The organism is Ruminococcus sp. 1001713B170207_170306_F1 (genome assembly GCF_015668065.1).
GTDB lineage: Bacteria > Bacillota > Clostridia > Lachnospirales > Lachnospiraceae > Blautia_A > Blautia_A faecis.
Genome location: NZ_JADPEX010000038.1, coordinates 13,003 through 34,850 on the forward strand (window position 1 = coordinate 13,003; position 21,848 = coordinate 34,850).

General features: G+C 42.7%; 18 protein-coding genes. 16 read left to right on the plus strand and 2 right to left on the minus strand.

Features of this window, described 5'->3' with window-relative positions; translation table 11 throughout:
- Window position 1: 1 nt before the first annotated feature.
- The 6 genes from I4V84_RS18070 (at window position 2) to I4V84_RS18090 (ending at window position 3,848) form a co-directional block, all read left to right on the plus strand.
- A complete protein-coding gene (locus tag I4V84_RS18070; protein WP_117854319.1) occupies window positions 2-742 on the plus strand; it encodes a lantibiotic immunity ABC transporter MutG family permease subunit in 741 nt (246 codons plus the stop codon).
- A 14-nt stretch (window positions 743-756) separates the two neighbouring features.
- Window positions 757-1,419: a response regulator transcription factor gene (locus I4V84_RS18075; RefSeq protein WP_195993078.1), complete on the plus strand. Its 663-nt coding sequence runs from the start codon at window positions 757-759 to the stop codon at window positions 1,417-1,419.
- The gene (locus tag I4V84_RS18080; protein ID WP_117854321.1) at window positions 1,407-2,783 is read left to right on the plus strand and encodes a HAMP domain-containing sensor histidine kinase; all 1,377 of its coding nucleotides are present in this window, start codon (window positions 1,407-1,409) and stop codon (window positions 2,781-2,783) included. The genes I4V84_RS18075 and I4V84_RS18080 overlap by 13 nt, the downstream gene beginning before the upstream one ends.
- Before the next feature lie 124 nt (window positions 2,784-2,907).
- The gene (locus I4V84_RS18085) at window positions 2,908-3,024 is read left to right on the plus strand and encodes a helix-turn-helix transcriptional regulator (protein ID WP_117854322.1); all 117 of its coding nucleotides are present in this window, start codon (window positions 2,908-2,910) and stop codon (window positions 3,022-3,024) included.
- A 288-nt stretch (window positions 3,025-3,312) separates the two neighbouring features.
- Window positions 3,313-3,438 carry a hypothetical protein gene (locus I4V84_RS20195; RefSeq protein ID WP_262579799.1) on the plus strand — a complete coding sequence of 42 codons (126 nt, stop codon included), beginning with the start codon at window positions 3,313-3,315 and terminating at the stop codon, window positions 3,436-3,438.
- Between the two features lie 101 nt (window positions 3,439-3,539).
- Window positions 3,540-3,848, plus strand: a complete 309-nt coding sequence (locus tag I4V84_RS18090) for a nucleoside triphosphate pyrophosphohydrolase (protein ID WP_117854323.1) — start codon at window positions 3,540-3,542, stop codon at window positions 3,846-3,848.
- A gap of 525 nt (window positions 3,849-4,373) precedes the next feature.
- Here the strand turns inward: I4V84_RS18090 and I4V84_RS18095 are convergent.
- Window positions 4,374-5,411, minus strand: coding sequence for an AraC family transcriptional regulator (locus I4V84_RS18095; protein ID WP_178105360.1), 1,038 nt, complete (start codon window positions 5,409-5,411; stop codon window positions 4,374-4,376).
- Between the two features lie 214 nt (window positions 5,412-5,625).
- On the opposite strand from I4V84_RS18095, the gene I4V84_RS18100 reads away from it, so the two are divergent.
- The 10 genes from I4V84_RS18100 to I4V84_RS18145 all read left to right on the plus strand — a co-directional run bounded on the left by I4V84_RS18100 (window position 5,626) and on the right by I4V84_RS18145 (window position 21,115).
- Complete coding sequence (locus I4V84_RS18100) at window positions 5,626-6,717, plus strand: alpha/beta hydrolase (protein ID WP_117854326.1); 1,092 nt, start codon at window positions 5,626-5,628, stop codon at window positions 6,715-6,717.
- Window positions 6,718-6,751: 34 nt separating this feature from the next.
- Window positions 6,752-9,016 (plus strand): glycoside hydrolase family 3 C-terminal domain-containing protein, encoded by a 2,265-nt coding sequence (locus I4V84_RS18105; RefSeq protein WP_117854327.1) that lies wholly within the window; start codon window positions 6,752-6,754, stop codon window positions 9,014-9,016.
- Between the two features lie 30 nt (window positions 9,017-9,046).
- A complete protein-coding gene (locus I4V84_RS18110) occupies window positions 9,047-10,378 on the plus strand; it encodes a glycoside-pentoside-hexuronide (GPH):cation symporter (protein WP_243284145.1) in 1,332 nt (443 codons plus the stop codon).
- A 24-nt stretch (window positions 10,379-10,402) separates the two neighbouring features.
- Entirely contained in the window at window positions 10,403-13,198 is a 2,796-nt protein-coding gene (locus tag I4V84_RS18115) for an alpha-L-rhamnosidase (protein ID WP_195993079.1), read from the plus strand.
- Between the two features lie 58 nt (window positions 13,199-13,256).
- Window positions 13,257-13,694, plus strand: a complete 438-nt coding sequence (locus tag I4V84_RS18120) for an MFS transporter (protein ID WP_118580257.1) — start codon at window positions 13,257-13,259, stop codon at window positions 13,692-13,694.
- Entirely contained in the window at window positions 13,622-14,341 is a 720-nt protein-coding gene (locus I4V84_RS18125) for an alpha-L-rhamnosidase C-terminal domain-containing protein (RefSeq protein ID WP_118580254.1), read from the plus strand. The genes I4V84_RS18120 and I4V84_RS18125 overlap by 73 nt, the downstream gene beginning before the upstream one ends.
- Before the next feature lie 109 nt (window positions 14,342-14,450).
- Window positions 14,451-15,248 (plus strand): SGNH/GDSL hydrolase family protein, encoded by a 798-nt coding sequence (locus I4V84_RS18130; protein ID WP_180210996.1) that lies wholly within the window; start codon window positions 14,451-14,453, stop codon window positions 15,246-15,248.
- A 118-nt stretch (window positions 15,249-15,366) separates the two neighbouring features.
- Complete coding sequence (locus I4V84_RS18135; protein ID WP_117854333.1) at window positions 15,367-16,743, plus strand: glycoside-pentoside-hexuronide (GPH):cation symporter; 1,377 nt, start codon at window positions 15,367-15,369, stop codon at window positions 16,741-16,743.
- Window positions 16,744-16,766: 23 nt separating this feature from the next.
- Entirely contained in the window at window positions 16,767-19,022 is a 2,256-nt protein-coding gene (locus I4V84_RS18140; protein WP_117854334.1) for a glycoside hydrolase family 3 C-terminal domain-containing protein, read from the plus strand.
- A gap of 26 nt (window positions 19,023-19,048) precedes the next feature.
- Window positions 19,049-21,115, plus strand: a complete 2,067-nt coding sequence (locus tag I4V84_RS18145) for an FAD-dependent oxidoreductase (protein ID WP_117854335.1) — start codon at window positions 19,049-19,051, stop codon at window positions 21,113-21,115.
- 251 nt (window positions 21,116-21,366) lie between these two features.
- On the opposite strand, the gene I4V84_RS18150 is transcribed toward I4V84_RS18145, so the two are convergent.
- Window positions 21,367-21,558, minus strand: a complete 192-nt coding sequence (locus I4V84_RS18150) for a transposase (protein ID WP_226818136.1) — start codon at window positions 21,556-21,558, stop codon at window positions 21,367-21,369.
- Between the last annotated feature and the right edge of the window lie 290 nt (window positions 21,559-21,848).

The window sequence follows — 21,848 nt, forward strand, 5'->3', positions numbered from 1 at the left end:
GATGATTGGAAGATCTCTGAATGCAGACTTGCGAAAGATGAAAGGAACATCTGTGATTCTGGCACACTTACTGATTCCGATTCTAACCAGCGTTATATTTTTAATATATTACTTTTTTTCACCATGGAATGAAAATGTGAAAGTGATTGCATTTTATCAGGCAATAGGAGCAGGACTTCCGGTACTTATTGGAATTTTTACAGCAAGTGTGATGGAACAGGAACAAAACGCAGGTGATTTTCAAAATCTGTTGTCTTTACCGGATAAACCTGCAGCATTTTTATCGAAACTGTTGATGCTACTGGTTTTGTGTCTGTGCTCTATCCTATTGACAGCAATCATATTCGGAATTGGATTTGGAAGAATCGCATCAAGCGATATCGAAATCATGAAAGGATGTATATTTGCAGCATTGCTGCTGTGGGGAAGCAGTGTTCCACTTTATCTGTGGCAGCTGATTCTGGCTTTTCAGTTTGGAAAAGGGGTATCCATTGGAGCAGGGATTATATCAGGACTAATTAGTGCATTGATGCTTACCGGACTTGGAGATTATGTGTGGAAATATGTATTTGTCTGCTGGACGGGAAGAGTACCATATACTTATCTGCAATCTGTATTGGGAGAAACTAGTGTAGGTGAATGGTTGTCATTCATACCAGGTTGCTTAATATTTACAGGGATTAGTATGGTATACTATTTTTGGTGGGTAAACCACTGGGAAGGAAACAGAATATCGGAATAGAATCGAGGGAAACTATGGCAAAAATACTGGCAGTTGATGATGAACCGGCAATTCTGGAAATGATAGAAAGCATTTTGAATAAGGATGGACATCTGGTTACTAAAGTAAGTAATCCACTGAAACTTAATATGGAAGAATTACATCGTTATGACCTGATTTTACTGGACATTATGATGCCTGGAATTGATGGCTTCAAATTATGCAAAAGAATCAGGATACTTGTGGATTGTCCGATTTTGTTTCTTACGGCAAAAACGGAGGAAAACAGTCTGGTAAACGGACTTTCTTTAGGAGCAGATGATTATATTTCAAAGCCATTTGGAGTGATGGAACTTCGGGCAAGGATCAATGCACATCTTAGAAGAGAGCACAGGGAACATTCTGTCCGGATGGTTTTAGGGAGAGTCTGCATTCAGATGTCTCAAAAGAAACTGTTGATGGATGATAAAGAACTTCCGTTTACGAAAGCAGAGTACGAAATCTGTGAATTTCTGGCTAAAAACAGAGGACAGGTTTTTTCGAAGGAACAGATATTGGAAGCGGTCTTTGGTTTTGACAATGAGAGTAATGACAGTACTATTATCACGCATATCAAAAATATAAGAGCAAAATTTGCGGATTATGATTATATACCGATAAAAACAGTCTGGGGGATTGGATATAAATGGGAAGAATAAAGAGAAGCAATGCACTCAGCAGGATTTTTATGAGATATGTACTGGTCATGCTTGGATCATTAGTTGGTTTGGTGATTGTTGCTTATCTGCTGCTGTACCTTTTGATTAGTGTGGGCTGTATTTATCCGGCAAATTATGCAGAGCAAAAGATTAATGAAGCATATGATACGATTCTACGTGCAGATAAAGTGACTGCTGAGATGATTCCCGCACTTTGTGATTATGTAATCTTTTCAGAGAATGGAGAGAAAATAGGTGGAGATCTGTCAGAACAATACGAACAGATAGCATGGAATGTTGCAAAGTACGGAAACGCATCCGGGAAATATTTTTATAAAGTAATTGTAAGGGAAAATGAATATGTTGTATTGCAATATCGCCTGACACCTCAATATCATTCAGCTTTTTTGAGGGAGCATTTTATAGGACCACAGAATGTGATGAGTTTTATGTCTGTGATTGGAGCGGTAGCGATTATCATCATTCCGTCCATACGTTTTGGAAAAAGAATCAAAAAGCAGATGCAGCCTGTATTAGACGCAATCGGACAAATAAAGGATCAAAATCTGGAATATGAGACATCCTGTTCCGGTATCAAAGAGTTTGATGACTGTTTATCGGCAATCGATGATATGCGAGATGCATTGCGAGAATCTTTAGAAAAGCAGTGGAAAACAGAGCAAGAAAAGAAACAGCAGATGTCTGCTTTGGCGCATGATATTAAAACACCTCTTACGATTGTACGGGGAAATGCAGAACTACTTTCAGAGACTGAACTGACCACAGAACAGAAGAATAATATCACTTATGTTTTGAACGGCACAACACAGATACAAAGTTATGTAAAACAGTTGATAGATGTCACAAAATCATGGAATTGCAGTGATGTTACCTATACAACGGTGAGGTTAGAAGATTTTTTCGCAGATATAAAGGAACAGGCACTCGGACTGGCAGAAATCTATCACCAGATAATAGATTGGAAGGCGGGACAAAGTGATAAAAAGGTAACGATTGCTTATGATCCAATGTTTCGAGCCGTAATGAATATGATTCAGAATGCAGTGGAGCATACAAAAGAAAATGGAATCATTTATATTGACGCAAAGGAGCAGGATGAACGACTGACATTCATTGTGGAGGATAGCGGATCAGGATTTACAAAAGAAGCATTATTGCATGGCACAGAGCAGTTTTTTATGGATGACACAAGCAGAAATGGCGAAGCTCATTATGGGATGGGGCTATTTTTTGCAAAAACTGTGGCTGAAAAATATGGTGGAGGTATTAAACTTTCAAATTCTGAAAATACAGGTGGGGCGAGGGTAGAAATATTTTTCCTGAGTAGTCAAAAAACAGGCTAAATAGACCACAATTAAGCTATGTAAAAGAAATTTTATATGCTTTTATCTAATATGTAAAAGCCTTTTGATAGACGTTACTACTACGTTTGCTGTAATTTCATGGAAAAAAGAGGTATACAGAAATATGATAGCTGATAAAATTAAAAATGCTCGTACTATAAAGAAACTTACACAGGAACAGGTTGCTGAAGACCTCAATGTTTCCAGGCAGACTATTTCTAACTGGGAAAATGGTGTTTGAGTTATAATAGGACCAAGTTAGATGAAAGCCAGTAAAATCAAGGGGTTATGCCTAATTTAGTCCTTATTTTTATACCAATTTAGCGGTAGATTAAGGCAGCGCTGTTATATCAAAACCGAAAATCCAAGTCAGTATCACAGATGTCCGCAATCAGTCTGAGAGTGAATCTGTGTGCTTAGATTAGGTACAATTTTATATCAAAACATTTAGTGAGGACTAAATTAGCACTTGAGATGGAATATTCCATCAGCTGGTTTGCTCCTCTTTTTATTTGAGAGGAGTGGTCGAATGGGCAAAGTGTTAATTTGGTTCGTAATCATTATTAGTACAGTGGTACTCTATTGTCTTATGAAAGTTAAGGCAGAGAGTGATGAACTGTATGAGGAATTAATCGTGTATATCGGGAAGGCCTAGAATATAATGAATTTACAGGCCAATTGAAATCCATCATTATGCCAGTATACCAATCCGCACAAAATTGTGGTTTTGGAAACTGGATTTACGAGGTGAGCTAGATGAAGGTACATAACAAATTAGTTAGAGATAAAATACCGGAAATAATAGAAAAAGACGGAAAGACTTGTGTAACTCATATTCTCTCAGGCGAGAAATATATAGTAGCATTGGAGACGAAGCTTAACGAAGAGGTGGCAGAGTATCAGGCTGATAAGAACCTTGAAGAAATGGCTGGTGTACTTGAAGTTCTTCAGGCGATATGCGTGGCAAGAGGTTATAGCTTGGATGAGCTTGAGACGATGAGAGCAAAGAAAGCTGATGAACGTGGTGGATTTAAGGATAAAGTATTTTTGGAATATGTTGAATAATGGGGAATGATTATGCATGAGCAGGTTGCAGGCTTTAAGGACATTCATACAGATATGCATTTCCTTCAATATCAACGGGAATATATAGTTTTCCTGTTGAGTTGGCAGCAAAGATTGCGGTACATACAGTAAACCGGTTCTTGCAGGATAATCCGGATTGTTTTGACCTGGTGGAATGGGTGCTATTTGATACTCATACTGAATCAGTGTATGAAGATGAGGTTGATAAGATATATTAAAAGATTAATCGGTTTAAGATTGGTTTGATTTACTCTGCTTAAACCGATTATTTAACCAATCAAGACTCCAAACTGCTATAAAATAGGGCTTATGATTGGTTTAATAGGGTCAAATTTAACTGATTTAAAAAGTTGCAATCTATTTACGGATGAAATAGGACATTTCTTTCTAAAAATAGTATGTTTATGGTATACTAGTATAATCCACTTTAGATAACAAACTATTTTAATACATATTCCTATTATGGTACAATTGAACCATCGGAGGTGCCAATTATGCCACATATCACATATTTGGCGTATCAGAAGCATGAAGCATGTTTCGATATTCCATAGGCGTACATCCGTATTTCTTGCGGAATAGCTGAAAGAAAAAGCTGGTATTCTGATATCCGACGGCAAGGCTGATATCATTTGTGGAAAGTGCGGTGCTCCTTAACAGTTTTGTCGCCTGAGAAAGCCGCTGTGTCTGGACCAGCTCTTTGTAAGTGGTTCCGGTATGCTGGCGTATGTAGGAAGAGAGATAGTTTGGGTGCATATTAAAAAACTCAGCTGTAGAAGAAAGGGTACAGTCCGCAAAGTTTGTTTCGATATATCGGAGTATGGTATAAATCTGATCCACAGAGGCGTGATCCAGAACCATATCGTGCTGGAACAGATTAATCATCTCGCAGGTAATCAGCGTAAAAAGACTGTCTAAAAAAGGTCCGGATGTTACGGACGGAGAATAAAATTCACAGAGAAACTGGTTGGCAAGATCTGCCAGCCGGTTTTGTTTTTGTTCCGGGGAAAAGACAATATACCTGCTTTCCTGCATCGTGGTGTTCAGAGCCTCAATGAAAAAGTGTGTAAGGTAATTATCCTGAGACAGGCGTTCAAAAAAAGTACCGTTCAGATATTCGCGCGTCAGCAGAAAATTGATGATAATATCATTTTCTGAACATCTTTTGACAGAATGAGGGGCATTCTGGCTGATCAGAACCATCTGCCCGGCTTTTAGCCTGAATGTAGTCTTATTTATCGTCATTGTGCAGGAACCAGAATAAATATAACTCAACTCCAGCCACTCATGGATATGCAGAGGTACGTTTTCAAAACGATCCTGTTTTACAACAGCGAAGTTGTAATAACTCGGAAGAACTTTCTTTGAAAGAAATAAAGAACGCAGATCTTCAAGGTTCGTATCAAAACGGTAACAGGGTGTATCAAACTTACCGCTGGCAACAGGAAATTGTGAATAATCTTTCTTTACACCGTTCAGACGATGGGTTTCTTCGGGAGTGTGCTGCTTCAGAAATTGATTCAATGTAGATAATGTCATCATATATATTCTCTCCTTTTCGAGATATGAATGAACTGTGATTATGGTCATCAGCAGTTTATTTAACCTGTCTAAAATATACCATATTGGGGGCAAAGGTGTACAGAGTAATCTCGGATATTTATTAAGTTTGGTCGGTAAATCACTTATGTTTCGTTGATGTAATTTTAGTCTGTATAAAGTAAGATATCAGTAAGAAAAGGAGGCATAGGTTAGGATGAAGATATTTTTTGCAGTAGTGGTGATTGTTTTATTATTTGTAATCGGTGCGACATTATATGTCTACAAAAAAAGTGCCATGTTTTTGCCGGCACTTCTTGGCATCTGCGGATTTCCAAAAATAAAGGAAAGCAGCTATTACGATGAAAACGGACATTTCCGTCCAGGAACGGGGGAGGACAAAGTTGGATTTTTCATGCAGCATCCGGTATTCGGCGGTTTTAAACATATGTTTTTCAATGTGGAGGACAACGTGCTGAAAGCTATTGCGCCTGTAAAGTATAAGGATTTTTTAAAGGCGCAGGGTCGTGAGGAACAATTGGATGCAGCCTTGGAATCTTTCCATTATCTAACCGGACTTGTTGAGAAAGGTCAGGCAAGGCTGGTGCCGGATCTGTATCCTGCGGAAGCAGTGAATAGTCATCCGTACAGGTCACATCTGACGGGAATGTTTTATCAGGGACAACAGGGAAAACCACTTGCCATTGTAGTTCCGGGAGGCGGATTTATCAGTAATGTAACTGATTGCGAGGGGTATCCTGCGGCGATGAAGCTGCATAAAATGGGATATTCTGTTTTCGTCATAAGTTATCCGGTCGGCAGGCAGCTGGGTGAGACAGAACAGGTGAAGCAGGGACAGGCTGCCGCGAGGGAACTGACACAAGTGATCCGATATCTGACGGAGCATCAAAAACAGTTTTATGTAAACATGGATGATTATGCCATCTTTGGTTTTTCAGCAGGAGGACTTATGACCACGGCGTATTCATTTGCAAATTATGAGGACTGCTGCCACAAGAATCATCTGCCAAGACCGAAGGTGATCTTCCCTATGTATGGTCTGGACTGGAATATCAAAGCTTTGCCGGAGGACAAAGGACTGGCGGTATTTTCTATCGTAGGGCGGGGTGATGAGTTCGGTTTTGCAAATGTGGAAGATAAACTGCCGGAATTAGAGAAGGTACTGGGCAAAGAAAATGTGTCAGTTAAAATCATTGACGGTCTGGGACATGGATTTGGCATTGGATATGAAACAAAAGTGAAAAACTGGCTTCAGGAAGCGGTATCCTTCTGGGAAGCCCACAGATAACAGAGGGTAAGATTTATTTAAGGAGGATTTCATAATGAGTAGAAACTTGAAAGAATTAATCAGAGAGATGACGCTGGAGGAAAAAGCAGGACTTTGTTCGGGCGCGGATTTCTGGAACACAATGGGAATCGAAAGATTAGGGATTCCGTCCGCTATGATGACAGACGGCCCGCATGGTCTGCGCAAACAGGAAGGAGCGGCGGATCATCTCGGCCTGAATAAAAGTGTGAATGCAGTATGCTTCCCGGCAGCCTGCGCCACGGCATCCAGTTTTGACGTGGAACTGATGGAACGTATGGGACAGATCCTTGGTGATGAGTGTCAGGCTGAGAACGTGAGCATGCTCCTCGGTCCTGCGGTTAATATCAAACGAAGTCCTCTCTGCGGAAGGAATTTTGAATATATGTCCGAAGATCCTTATCTGACAGGTAAGATGGCGTCAGCATATATCCGGGGCGTACAGTCGAAAGGCATCGGAACCAGTATGAAACATTTCGCCGTGAATAATCAGGAAACAGACCGTATGCAGATATCGTCGGAAGTATCGGAACGGGCTTTCCGGGAAATTTATCTGCCGGCTTTTGAGGAGGCGGTGAAGAAAGCGCAGCCAAAGACTGTGATGTGCAGCTACAATAAGATCAACGGAGTATTTTCTTCAGAGAATAAGAAGCTTCTGACAGATATCCTGCGAGATGAGTGGGGATTTGAAGGATATGTGGTCAGTGACTGGGGAGCTGTAAATGACCGGGTGAAAGGGCTGAAAGCCGGTCTTGATCTGGAGATGCCGGGATCAGAGGGATATAATACAAGAAAGATTATCCGGGCAGTGGAGAATGGAGAGCTGGAGGAGGAGATTCTTGACAGAACGGTAGAGCGCATACTGAAAGTAGTCTTCTCCTACGCAGATAACCGGAAAGCAGAGACTGTATTTGATAGGGAAAAGGATCACAAGGCAGCGGCAGATATCGAAACAGAGTGTGCCGTACTTCTGGAAAATAAGGGGGCGCTGCCGCTGAGAAAAGAACAGAAAATAGTCTATATCGGGGAATTTGCAAAGAAACCGCGCTACCAGGGCGGGGGATCGAGCCACATCAATACGGACAGCGTAGTGTCAGCTCTGGAAACTGCGGTGAGAAAAGGCAGGGCAGTGGAGTATGTGAAGGGCTTCTCGTCAGAGCGTGACGAAATGACAGAAGAAGAACTGAAACAGGCGTGTGAAGCGGCTGCGGGAGCAGATGCAGTTGTAATCTTTGCCGGACTGCCGGACAGCTTTGAATCGGAAGGATATGACAGAACATCCATGGAACTGCCAAAGTGTCAGAATCGTCTTATAGAGGTTGTGGCTGAGATACAGAAGAATGTGGTGGTGGTCCTACATAACGGAAGTCCCGTAGAAACTCCGTGGGCTGAGTCTGTAAATGCCATTCTGGAGATGTATCTGGGAGGAGAAGGCATCGGGGAGGCCAGCGACCGGCTGTTATTCGGGGAGGCGAACCCGGGGGGACGTCTGGCGGAGACTTTCCCATATCGTTTGGAAGACAATCCGAGTTACCTGAATTTCCCCGGAGACGGCAGGACTGTTCTCTATGGAGAAGATATCTTTGTCGGATACCGCTACTATGATGCGAAGAAAGTACCGGTGCGCTGGGCATTCGGACATGGTCTGTCATATACGGAATTCAGCTACAGCAATATGAAACTCTCTTCTGTAGAAATGAAGGATGGAGATGTTCTGAGGGTAAGCATTGATGTGGAGAATACAGGAAAGATGGCAGGAAGTGAAGTAGTTCAGCTCTATGTCAGCGACAAAGACAGCACCGTGCCAAGAGCAGTGAAGGAACTGAAAGGGTTTGCGAAAGTATTTCTGAATCCGGGTGAGAAGAAGACGGTTACAATGGAGCTTTGTGCGAGAGATTTTGCTTACTACGAGACAAAGATTCACGACTGGTATACTCCGTCAGGTACATATGAGATCCAGATCGGACATGCCAGTGATGATATAAGAGAAACTGCCAAACTTTCATTTACTACAGATGTATCGCTGCCGTTTACTGTAGATATGACCACGACAATGGGAGAGTTAATGAGCCACCCGAAGACAGCAGGAAAAATGATGGAGTATCTTGAGGGGATATCACAGGGAGAAGAATCAAAGAAAGAAGAAGGAGAAGTAGAACTTGTGACTCCGGAAATTATAGCCCAGATGCCGCTGAAGTCATTTCTGAGTGTGATTCCAGGTGAAGCGATTGAACAGATGATTGTAGAGTTGAATTCTCTGTGTGCAGAAGAGGGAAAGTGAGAATAAAATATGAATCAAGATAAGATAAAAATGAGAGAAAAGCTGTCATTTGCAATGGCAAACTTTGGAAACATTCCGATTATGACACTGATCAACGGATATTTACTAATTTTTTATACCAATATATGCGGCTTGAGTCCTGCTGCATGTGCGACACTGTTCCTGATCGCACGCTTTCTAGATGCCATTAACGATCCGTTAGTTGGATTTATAATCGACCATCTTCCGACCAGAAAAATGGGACATTTCCGACCGACATTGATTCTGGGAACAATTCTGTGTAGCGTCAATTTCCTTCTGCTTTGGTTTGGACCTATGTTATCAACATCGGGGAAACTGGCAATCGCATATGTATCGTATATTCTGCTTGGTGTGTTGTTCCCAGTCATGGATATTTCGCTGAACAGTCTTCTGCCGGTTATGACAGAAGATATGAAAGAAAGGAACAGCTTAAGTACAATCAAAGGGCTTGCATATGTGATCGGGGCGCTTGTAATCGGTGTGGCAGCTCCACTTATTCTTGGAGATACTTCTAACAAACAGGGATATATTAATCTTGTTCTGATCATGACAGCAGTGATTTTTTTCTTCTCTATTATAGGAACCATGGGAGTAAAAGAACGTGTAAAACCACAGATGGAGAACAGCTATTCTGTAAAAGAATTATTCAAGATTCTCAGTCAGAAGCCGGTGTACATTACATTCCTTGCTGTACTGTTATATTCGATTGGAAGCAATATCGTGAATGCAGCAAATACATACTTTTATACATATATTTTTGAAGACCTGACGTTGGCGTCTATTATTACGCTTATTACATGTGTTGCTGTTTTTCCGGCTACAATGGTCATTGGTAATCTGATTGGAAGGTTTGGAAAGAAGAAAATGTATGCGATTGGACTTGCACTTGCAGGACTTGCACCAATCATCCGTCTGTTGGATGTGAGGAGCATTCCCCTTCTTATTGTCTCTGTATTGATTGCAGGAATAGGAGCCGGCTTTGCAGCACCTCTTAATTATGGAATACAGGCAGATAATACAGATTATATCGAAGTGTCTATGGGAATTAGGGCAGAAGGTGCTGTCGCATCTCTTTCCAGCTTTGTCTCCAAGTGTGCAATGGGAATCGGTGGTGCGATTCCGGGGTATCTGCTGCAGTTAGCAGGATTTGACAGTAAGGCGGCAGTACAGAATGACGATGTGATTAATGTGATCGTCCTCTGTGTGCTAATATTGCCGGCAATCGTAAATGTGGTGGCCATTGTGATCTTCTCAAAAGGTTATCCTATTACCAAGGAAAAATTGAATGAGCAGACATATCTGTTGAGGGAGAAACGGTCAAAAGCGGGAATAAGTGAATAAGAATGATAGAGAAGGAGTATCAGCATGGGAAAGATTTATGCGGCAAAAACAAATCATATCACAAATCCGATAGGGTTTAATATGGATACTATTGCATTTTCATGGAAAGTGAAAGGATGCAGGGGACAGAACCAGAAACATGCAAGGATTGTAATCAGCAAGAATAAAACCTTTACAGATATCTGTTACGATACAGGTGAAACAGAGTTGGACAGCCTCTCTACAAGAGTAGAATTTGAAATACAGCCGTATACAAGATATTACTGGAAGGTCATTGTTGCAACAGATGTAGAGGAAGTAATCGAATCAGATGTACAGTTTTTTGAGACTGCCAAAATGGATGAACCATGGACTGGAAGATGGATTACTTGTGACAGCAGTCAGGAACGTCATCCGATTTTTTCAAAAAGGATTGAACCGAAAAAAAAAGTGAAAAGAGCAAGGTTGTACATTTGCGGTCTGGGATTGTATGAGGCATATTTTCTGGGGGAAAGCAAAGAAAATCCTGAGAAAATCGGTGATGAGTATCTGACTCCGTACTGCAATAATTATGACCAGTGGATCCAGTATCAGACGTATGACATCACGAAACAGGCAGAACAAGGCGGTGTGCTGTCTGTTCTTCTCGGAAACGGCTGGTATAAAGGCAGGTTCGGTTTCAATGATCCGGAGCGGGAAGCATATTACGGTGACGAGTGGAAGCTGATTGCGGAGATTCACATAGAGTACAAAGACGGAACGAAAGATGTGATCAGTTCTGATGAAACCTGGTCAGTTACAAGAAGCAATTTGTGGTTTTCCAATATCTATGACGGTGAGAGAAGAGATGATACGCTGCCGCCGGTAGAGGAGTCTCCTGCGCGGATCGCAAAGGTTCCGAAAGGCCGGCTTATGGAACGGTTATCTCTTCCGGTTAAGGTACAGGAGGAGATGAAGCCGGCAGAACTGATCCATACGCCTGCTGGAGAAGATGTATTTGATCTGGGGCAGGAGATCGCAGGGATCTTCCGACTGCGTGTACATGAGCCGGCGGGGACAACTATCAGGATTCAGACGGGAGAGGTGCTTCAGGACGGATGTTTCTATAACGAGAATTTAAGAACTGCACTTTCGGAGTACATTTATGTTTCTGATGGTACAGAAAAGGTGATTACGCCTCATTTTACATACTATGGCTATCGATATGTGAAAGTGACCGGGATTAGGGATCTTTCATGTGAGGATTTCACGGCGCTTGTTCTTTACAGCGATTATGAGAGCATCGGGGCAATCGAGACAGGGAATGATCTTGTGAACAAATTGATCTCCAATATCGAATGGGGGATGAAAGGAAACTTCCTGGATGTGCCTACAGACTGCCCGCAAAGAGATGAGAGAATGGGCTGGACAGGGGATGCACAGGTATTTTCTGCGACTGCAAGCTATCTGGCTGATACCTACGCGTTTTACCGGAAATATTTATATGACATGTATCAGGAACAGCTTCTGGCGGACGGAATGGTTCCGGAGATTGTCCCCACATTCGGACCGACAAAATGTTCCTGCGCATGGGGAGACGCTGCGTGTATCATTCCGTGGAACGTATATCTGTTCAGCGGGGACAAAACAATCCTGGAAAGCCAGATTGAGAGCATGAAGGCATGGGTTGATTATATTCGCAGGATTGACGGAGATCATCACGGATGGAGACAGATCTTCCATTATGGAGACTGGCTGGCTCTCGACCGTACAGGCGCTGTCGCGAACAGTGTGTACGGGGCGACCGATGAAGCATATATCGCGGATATCTACTATGCGGCAAGCGCCCAGACAGTCGCAAAGGCGGCGGACGTGCTTGGACTGGAAGAAACGAGACAGGAATATCAGGAAATCGCAGACCGTCAGTGGCGGGCAGTGAAAGAAGAATATTTTACTTCCACAGGAAGATGTGCGGTGAAGACGCAGACAGGGCTTATCCTTGCGCTGAAGTATCATCTGTCTGAAAATGAAGAACTGACAAAGCAGATGATGAAAAAACTCCTCCGGGACAACAAAAATAAACTGAATACCGGGTTTGTGGGTACGCCGCTTCTGTGCAACGTGCTGACAGACCACGGGATGACGGATGCGGCGTACCGGCTGCTTTTGAACGAAGAATATCCGGGTTGGCTTTATGAAGTGAAGCTGGGGGCAACGACCGTGTGGGAGCGTTGGAATTCACTGGATGAGAACGGCCATGTCTCCAGCACGGGAATGAACAGCCTGAATCATTATTCATATGGCGCCGTACTGGAATGGATCTTCCGCCATGCGGCCGGGATTGATGTGACGGAACAGAGTCCGGGAGGCCGGGTGATGCGGATCAGCCCGAAAGTGAATCGCGGACTGGGATATGTAAAAGCGGTTTATGATTCAGCATGCGGATGCTATCAGTGCGGTTGGGAGATATCAGGGGATAATAAAATCACTGTCACTGTTACAGTTCCGTTTGGCGGAAGGGCAGAAGTGGTTCTTCCACTTGCGCCGGAATCTGTATATGAAGATAAAGAAAACCCACTGTTTGAAGATGTAGAAAACGGAATTTGCCGTGTGAAAGCCGGAGAATATGAAGTCACTTATGAGGCGTCACAGCCTTTAAAGAGGAAATACAGCATAGATTCGACAATGGAAGAACTGCTGAACCATCCGGATATTCGCGCGTTTCTTTCTCAAATGATGGAAGTGGATATGATTCCGGATATTGCATATGGACTTTCGCTTAGAGATGTCGCGAAAACATTCGCAGGAGAAATCAAACCAGAGGAAGCACAGATGCTGGATATTGCACTGGCAAACTTCTAATAAGGAGCAGAGAGATGAAGAAAGAAAATCAGAAAGTAAAATTATCTGAAAAATAGGGATGTTGATGGTATGTGCAGGAAACATACCGCTTATGACACTTTTATCCGTATATTTTATGATCTATTACACAACTGTGGTGGGACTGGATCCCAAGGCGCTTGCGACCTTGTTTTTAATCTCTAAGGTAATGGATGGAATCAGCGATCCTGTCATGGGCTTTATTCTGGATAGATTTCCCGTAACAAAAATGGGAAAATTTCGCCCTATGCTGATTCTGGGAACCATTATCTGTGTCATAAACTATATTCTGCTGTGGTTTGGCGCTGTCTGGAGTCCTGTAGGAAAATATGTGATCGTTTATGTTACCTATTCAATACTTCTGTATACTGCGCGCCAATCTTTGGATGGAATTCCTGTCGGATCATGGCAGATACAGCAGCACTCCTCGGGCATACATCAGACGAATTATACTATGATGACATTGCGTCCAGAATGAAATCTGCCATTCAAAAAGGACTGATCGATGATGATGGGAAGATGCCTCTTGATTTTATGGGCAGTTATGTGCTGGCAATCGCATTTGATCTTGCTCCTGAAAGGAAGAAAAAAAGTATCGCCGGACATTTGATCCGCAAGATAGAAGAAAACGGGGATTGTCTGGATACAGGATTCCTGACGACACCGTATCTGCTGGATGCACTCTGTAAGATCGGCAGGATGGACAAGGCATATAAAATCCTGCTCCAGACAAAGTGCCCGTCATGGCTTTATGAGGTGAAGCAGGGAGCGACAACAATCTGGGAAAATTACATTTCTTACAAGGAGGACGGGTCTCCGGTTATGACAAGCCTGAACCATTATGCCTTTGGATGCGTGGACGACTGGATGTTCCGGAAGATAAGCGGCATTGATATGGCTGCTTCCGGATTTAAGAAGATTGTGATTGCGCCGGAGCCGAATAATGCGTTTACAAGTGCAAAACGTACCTATATGAGTGAGTACGGTAAAGTAGGGGCAGAGTGGAGTATGGAAGAGGGGAAATTTAAATTGAAAGTGGAGATTCCCTGTAACACAACTGCCACTGTAAAACTGCCGGATGGCAGATTGTATGAGGTGGGGAGCGGAATATATCAGTTTGAATAAAAGTATCAAAGGAAATAAAATGACAGTATTTGTGAGAACTGACCGGCAAAAGCAGACGGTCAGTTTTTCTTAATACGAAAGTTGAAAATAATACGAGGAGTTTAGGATTATGAAAAAGAAAATATTGAAGATTACCTTAAGTGTCGTTTTAATTTTGATTCTGGCTGTGGGTATAGGTCTGGCATATTTAGTAGGGGCGGCAGGCGGTGGTGGACCGTTTGATTTTGTTTGGAAGAACAAACTGAAAAAAATGCCAGGAAACGCAGAAAAATATAGTCTGGAAAATGTAGAACCCTTAGAAAACAGTCCGCTTGAAGGAAAGCGTATTTGCTATCTTGGATCGTCTGTAACTTTAGGGCTGTACTCAATGGATGTTTCCTTTGTAGATTATATCTCTTATAGAAATGGCTGTGAGTATGTAAAAGAGGCCGTAAGTGGTACTACTTTAGTGGATAACGGAAAGACGTCTTATATCCAGAGGATGAAAAATAATATCGGTACAGATGAGAAATTCGATGCATTTGTCTGCCAGCTTTCCACGAATGACGCGTCGAAGGAAATGCCGATAGGAGAACTCAGCCGTTCAGAAAATTTGGAAGATTTTGATACACAGACGATAACAGGAGCAATGGAATATATCATTGTATATGCAAAGCAGACATGGAATTGTCCCGTGATCTTTTATACTGGAACAAAATATGACAGTAAACAGTATCAGCAGATGGTAGATGTATTATTTGAGCTTCAGGATAAATATGGAATAGGCGTGATCGACCTTTGGAATGACGAGGAGATGAATGACGTTTCTGAAAAAGAATATGAAGTTTATATGGCAGATCCGGTTCATCCGACGCAGGCAGGATATCTGGAATGGTGGACGCCTAAGATGGAAGAATATTTATATTAATTTTTAGAAAGATGATTATTATATTAAGTTTCGTCGGTAAACCGCTTATATATCGTTGGTGATTTGCCCTTTGGGATTATTTATAATTGAATCAAACAATGAAAGGACGGATAACGAAATGGAAAATGCAGTTACAAAAAGAGAAAAAATCAGTTATGGTTTGTATTTTATGGGACAGAATGTATTCTATGGACTGATAGGATATATGACTACATATTTTACAGATATCGGCATAACGGCAGCATTGGTTGCGATCGTGGCGCTGATCACGAAAGTGTGGGATGCCATCAACGATCCGATCTTCGGTATGATCATGGATAAGGTAAATTTTAAGAAAGGGAAATTCCTGCCGTGGCTTCAAATATCTGTCATAGCGATTCCGGTGGCGACCATTCTTCTTTTTACAATACCTACCGGGATTCCCATGATGGCTAAAATCATATGGGCAACACTTGCTTATATGTTATGGGATACAGCCTATACCCTTTGTGATGTGCCGATTTTTGGTATTGTCACCACGATGACAACGGACCAGAAGGAACGTATTTCACTAAACAGTATAGGAAGGATGTTTGTTATTTTTGCAGGTATTGTTACAGGAATTGTCCTGCCGTTGGTACGGCAGCGGTTAGGCGGCTGGGCGACAACAGTAATTGTGTTATCTCTTTTGTCAGTTGTTATGATGATTCCAATCTGTCTGTTCGCAAAGGAGAGAGTAATTGAAAAAGAAAGAGCACTGGACGAAGGGGCAGAAGATAGTTATACGCTGCGCGATATGGCAGAATGTCTGCGAAAGAACAAATATTTATTGATTTTCTTTGCGGCTCCGCTCATCAGCAGCCTGCTTAATGTTGGTGCAAATTGGGGCTTATATGTTGCCCGGTACTGCCTTGGCGGTGAAGAAGCTGCCTCATATGTTTCGATGACGGTGATTATTCCGACCTTAATCGGTGCGGTTATGGCAGTAGAATTATGCAAGAAATATGACAAATTTAAAGTCTTCTATATTTCATATGTTTTCGCTTTACTTCTGGGAATTGTAAGATTCATTGCTGGGTATGAGAATATGACGGTGTATGTGACTTTAAATGCCTTAGGAGGAATTCCGCTGGGAATAGCAGTTATACTGCAGTATCAGTTTACGCCGGACTGCTACGAGTATGGACAGTACAAGACAGGATTAAAAATGCGTGGTGTAACGTTTGCAGCGCAGACATTTTTTACAAAATTAAATGGAGCGGTCGCAACAGCAGTCAGTGTGTTTGCGTTAACTTTAATCGGCTTCCGGGAAGGAGAAGGCGTTGTTCAGGCGGCAGGATTTGCCGATAAATTATGGACATTCAGCTGTCTTGGCAGCATTATCGGGGGGATTTGCACTCTGCTTATGCTTCGCCTTTACAAGCTTAATGACCATGATGTCCAGCTGATGGCAAAATGCAACAATGGTGAGATTAGCCGTGAAGAGGCAGAGTCACAGATGATCAATCAGTATTAAGAAAAGAATGGAGGACTTTTGCAATGGACAGAATAAAGGAACTGATTTCAAAAATGACGCTGGAAGAGAAGGCAAGTCTCTGCTCGGGCGCTGATAACTGGCATACGAAAGAAATCAAACGACTGAACATTCCGTCAGTTATGATGGTGGACGGCCCTCACGGACTGAGAAAGCAGGAAGGGGAAACGGATCATCTGGGATTGAATGAAAGTGTGAAGGCCGTTTGTTTCCCAGCAGCCTGTGCAACAGCCTCCAGCTTCGATGTTGACCTGATGGAACGGATGGGAGAGACGCTGGGAGCGGAGTGTCAGGCCGAGAATGTAAGCATGCTGCTTGGCCCGGCGGTGAATATTAAAAGGAGCCCGTTATGCGGGCGGAACTTTGAGTATCTGTCGGAGGATCCATATCTGGCAGGTAGGATGGCATCGGCATATATCCGCGGAGTACAGAGTCAGGGCGTGGGGACAAGCATTAAGCACTTCGCACTGAATAACCAGGAAACACTCCGTATGACGATATCTTCCGAGGTGTCAGAACGTGCGCTCAGGGAAATCTACCTGCCTGCGTTTGAGGAAGCGGTGAAAGAATCAGCTCCAAGAACCGTCATGTGTAGCTACAACAAAATAAATGGAGAATATGCTTCGGAAAACAGATATCTTCTGACAGATATCCTGAGAAAAGAATGGGGATACAAAGGCTGCGTCGTCAGTGACTGGGGCGCTGTAAATAACCGTGTGAAAGGACTGCAGGCCGGACTGGATCTGGAGATGCCTTATTCCGGAGGATACAATGACAGACAGATTGTGAAAGCAGTACAGGAGGGAAGACTGGACGAAGCTGTGCTGGATGAAGCGGTGGAGCGGGTATTGAATGTTGTATTTGCCGGTGAAGAGCAGCATTGTCCGGAAATTATATCTGATAAGGAAACAGATCATAAAAAAGCAGCGGATATTGAGACGGAATGTGCGGTCCTGCTAGAAAATAACGGTATACTTCCGTTGAATACAGACAGAAAGGTTGCCTATATAGGGGAATTTGCCGAAAAGCCGCGGTATCAGGGCGGCGGCTCCAGCCATATCAATCCGTTCAGGGTCGTTTCGGCATTAGATGCTGCCGGAGAAAAAGGGCGTAGCGTGACTTATGCAAAAGGATTTTCTATGGAAAATGACGCGATGACGGAACAAGAGCTAGAAAAAGCGCTTCGGACTGCTGCAGAAGCAGACGTCGCGGTGATCTTTGCCGGTCTGCCTGAGATATTTGAGTCGGAAGGGTATGACAGAACATCTATGAAGCTGCCCCAATGCCAGGACCGTCTGATCGAAGAAGTGTTGAAAGTACAGCCTAATGTTGTAGTTGTACTCCACAATGGAAGCCCGGTAGAACTGCCCTGGGCTGATAAAGTAAGCGCGATCCTTGAAATGTATCTCGGAGGTCAGGGCGTTGGCGAAGCCTGTGACTGGCTGTTATACGGAGAAGCGAATCCGTCCGGCAGGCTGGCGGAGACATTCCCGTACCGGCTGGAAGATAATCCGAGCTACCTTCATTTCCCAGGAAATGGAAAGCGGGTGTTATATGGTGAGGATATCTTTGTCGGGTACCGCTATTATGATACAAAGAAGGTTCCGGTGCGGTATGCATTCGGACATGGGCTGTCTTACACGGAATTTGCTTATGAGGACTTGAATTTGTCATCGGCTCAAATGACGGATGAGGATATCCTGACGGTCTCCTTCAAGGTGAAAAATACAGGAAAGACAGAAGGAAAAGAAGTCGTACAGCTGTACGTGGCTGACCTGTGCGGCATATCGGAGAGACCGGTCAAGGAATTGAAAGGATTTGCCAAAGTTCATCTCCTGCCGGGAGAGGAAAAAACGGTGTCGATGGAAATTTTGGCGAGGGATCTTTCCTATTATGAAGAACGTCTCGGGGACTGGTATGCGCCATCCGGAACATACCGGATCCTGATCGGCCATGCTTCTGATGACATCCGATTACATGCTGATATTGTATTTGAAACACAGAAAGAACTGCCCCTTCGCGTAGATTTCACAACAACGTTCGGAGAATTATTGGATCATACGAAAACCGCTCCCGTTATTACGGAACTGCTGGCTCCATTGGCAGCAGCAGCCGCATCAGCAGAAGGTATGAGTGACGAATACAAGAAGCTGGGAGAGCAAGTTATCCGGGAAATGCCGATGAAATCTCTGCTGGGACAGATGCCGGGAGAACAGGTGGAACAGCTGATCGGTCAGTTGAATTGCTTACTTGCACAATAGGATAATTGAGGAAGGATGTTCAAAAAATGAAAAAAGAACACGAAATTTTATTTGAACCATTTAAAATTGGAACGGTAATGATTAAAAACCGTTTTGTTTTGGAACCAATGGAAGGTACAAACATGATAGACTGCTTACCTATTTTTAAAATTGGTGAGGATATCTATGATTATTATGTGGAGCGTGCAAAGAATCATGTAGGTTTAATTATTCCCGGAATGGTTACTCTGCGTAGTATGGTGGGGAAACAGTGGCTTTATGAGCAGAAAGAAATATTCGAAGGACTAAAGCCGCTTTTAGCAGAAATTCATAGTTACGGTGCAAAAGTGTTTTTGCAGATTGGTGCAGGATGGGGACGAACATTTACCATGCCGCTGGCATTAAAGGAACTTTATGAAAAAGAGAAGGAAACCGGACAAAAGTCCATGTTTGACTGGGATAATCTTCTTGTAGCCCCTAGTGAACTGCCTAACCGTTGGCTTCCAGAAATTATACATAGACCACTGACGGAAGGAGAAATTCTTGAGTATGTGGATGCCTATGGTAAGACAGCCAAACTTTGTATGGAGACAGGGTTTGACGGTGTGGAAGTGCATGCCGTGCATGAAGGCTATCTGCTGGATCAGTTTACAACGAAGTATACGAATCGGAGAACAGATCAGTATGGGGGGACTTTTGATAACCGCTACAGGTTTGCGAAAGAAGTTGTAGAGGAGATTAAGCGACAGTGCGGTGACACATTCCCTGTATCCCTTCGGTATTCCGTAACCAGTAAGACAATCGGCTTTGGTATCGGGGCAGTTTATGGTGAGAAATTTACAGAAGCCGGCAGAGATCTTGAGGAAGGGCTGAAAGCCGCAAAATATCTTCAGGATGCAGGATATGACATGCTTAATGCGGACAATGGGACTTACGATTCATGGTACTGGGCGCATCCGCCTGTATATATGCCTTTAAACTGTAACATGGCGGAGGTGACACGATTAAAAGAAGTGGTAGAAATTCCTGTGGTATGTGCAGGAAGAATGCAGCCGGATGAAGCTTCAGCATCTATATCAGAAGGAAAACTGGATGCTATGGGAATCGGACGTCAGTTCCTGGCGGATCCGGAATATATTGTAAAACTGGAACAGGAGAAATTTAGCGACATTCTTCCTTGCATTGCATGTCATAATGCATGTCTTCCGATTTATCATTATGAAGGCGTTGGCTGTGAAATCGATGAAGAGGATGGAAAAACACAAGGGCATTGTGCGTTGAACCCTAGGACATTCTGTGAGCAGAAATATGATTTTGAGAAAAAAGCAGCTGTAACGAAAAGTATTGCGGTCATCGGCGGGGGTATCGCTGGGATGACTGTAGCCCGAATTGCGGCAATACGAGGTCATGAGGTAACTATTTATGAAAAGAGTGACCGGCTCTGTGGTGTGTTTAATGCTGCAGCAGCACCTGAATTCAAAGAAAAAGATAAAGAATTTATAAGATGGATTCAACAAGAAATAGAAAGCCTGCCGATTAAAGTGGAATACAACTGTGAAATTACAACTCTGGCTGAGCTGACAGAAGATGAAATTATCATTGCTACGGGCGCAAAACCTAGAAAGCTAGATGTTCCGGGACAGGAAAAAGCTATTGAAGCAACGGAATATCTGCTGGGGAGAAAAGTAGGAAAGGACGTCGCTGTAATCGGCGGAGGTTTGACGGGCTGCGAGATTGCCTATGACCTTGTGCTGAAAGGAAAACGACCGGTTATTGTGGAAATGGCAGACGATATTTTAAAGACCAAGGGACTCTGCATGGCAAACTCCAGTTGTATGAGAGACTTATTGCGGTATTATGAAGTTCCTATTTATAAAAACGCAAAGCTCTTAGAAATCATTGAAAATGGAATTGTTATTGAGACAGCGGAAAAGACAATACAGTTGGAATGCGACGACGTGATAATGAGCTGTGGTTATATGCCAGACACGAGGCTTGTTGACGGCGGAACACAACAGGGGAAAACGAATATTCATATAGTCGGCGATGTTAAAAAGGTTGGAAATTTGAAAACAGCAATCTGGGAGGCTTATGATTTAGCATTTTCTTTGTAAGATTAAACTCTTAAGCGGACAAAGAGGCTTTTAATATATTATAGAAACACTGCTATAAGAATTATTGATACCATTAGGCTGTCGATTTTTGAGGGATGTCATATACAGAATTATACTGACTAATATTAAGTTTTAATCGGTATTTCAATTTGTGTGATGTAATCATCAAAGGAGTCAATGAAGAGTTCATTGATTCCTTTTTCATATGCAAAATCGCAAAATGTAATACCATGCTTGTTGGGCCGGCTCTATCAAAGATGATAAGCCCTTTTTCCTGTCTCAGAAACCTGGATAGGACTTAGATTTCTTACCCAGTTTAAGATAGTTGACTTTGCTACGCCATATTCACTTGATAACTGAGGAAATGAGTAATTTCCTGTATTGTACAAATCCACAATTTGTTGCTTAAACTCTTGTGTGTACTTCTTTTGGTTTTTTGCCATGTTGAACAGCTCCTTTACATTATTATGATTATTATAGGCTGTTCAACTTTTTATGTCTATGGTTATATACTAACACCAATAAAAGCCAAAAGAGAAGGCATAACAAGACAGGAAGCAATAGAAAAAATATTGGCATTACGGGAGAATGGTACATTGTAGTAGTTGAATTTGATATGTGAAAGGAAATGTAGGTATGAGAAAAAAGAACGATATAAAGGAGGAAAATGGGAAACTTCTTCTTTCAGTAAAAGAAACCTGTGAATTAACTGGGTTATCTGAAAAAACAGTTC